General features: G+C 70.7%; 2 protein-coding genes. Both read right to left on the bottom strand.

What is annotated here, in order from left to right:
* The coding region (locus GFJ45_RS16165) for a dihydrofolate reductase family protein (protein WP_194288749.1) at positions 1–317 on the bottom strand (317 nt) is incomplete at its 3' end.
* A gap of 79 nt (positions 318–396) precedes the next feature.
* The coding region (locus GFJ45_RS16170; RefSeq protein ID WP_153399138.1) for a YajQ family cyclic di-GMP-binding protein at positions 397–890 on the bottom strand (494 nt) is incomplete at its 5' end.

Here is an 890-nt window from a genome sequence, read left to right on the forward strand (position 1 = left end):
CCGCCGGCCATCACCAGTGGCTCCCGGGGGCGGTGGGTGAGCACGAAGACCGGCGCGTGGTAGGGCGGCTCCTCCCCCCACCAGCCCCGCCACTCCTCGTCCGGCACCCCGCGCGGCGGGCCGAACATGTTCCGGCCCATGACGTAGGCGCTCGCGGTGGTCTGCGCGGCGACCTCCACCGAGTGGTCCTCGGCGTGCTCGAACATCCACTCGTGCAGCCGCTCGCCACCCTCACCCAGGGGGTCCTCGCGGGACTGCTGCGGTCCGGCGAGGCAGCCGTCCAGCGACACCGACACCGACGCCGTCACGATCCCCATCGGCCCTCCTTCGGCTCGGGAGTTCCTCGGTGGGGACTCGCTGCTCGTCGGAAGGGCAGACCGGCTCACCCGCCGGGACTCATCGGTAGTTGGTGAACTGGACCGCGACGTCCAGCTCGGCCTCCCGCACCAGCTGCTGCACGGCCTGCAGGTCGTCGCGGCTCTTGCTGGTGACCCGCAGCTCGTCCCCCTGGATCTGCGGCTTGACCGACTTGGGGCCCTGGTCGCGGATCAGCTTGGCGATCGTCTTGGCGTGCTCGGTGCTGATCCCCTCGGAGAGGGCGGCGTCGAGGCGGTACTCCTTGCCGGAGGCGCGTGGCTCCCCGTCGTCGGAGTAGGACAGGTGCTTGAGGGAGACCCCACGCTTGACCAGCTTGGTCTGCAGCACGTCGAGGACCGCCTTGCAGCGCTCCGGGGTGTTGGCGCGCAGCTGGATGGTGTCCCCGGACAGCTGGACCGAGGCGCCGACCCCGCGGAAGTCGTAGCGCTGGCTGATCTCCTTGGCGGCCTGGTTGACGGCGTTGTCGACCTCCTGCCGGTCGACCTTGCTGACGATGTCGAAGGAGCTGGCGG

It is taken from the genome of Ornithinicoccus halotolerans, from assembly GCF_009602535.1.
In the GTDB taxonomy this organism is placed as follows: Bacteria; Actinomycetota; Actinomycetes; order Actinomycetales; family Dermatophilaceae; genus Ornithinicoccus; species Ornithinicoccus halotolerans.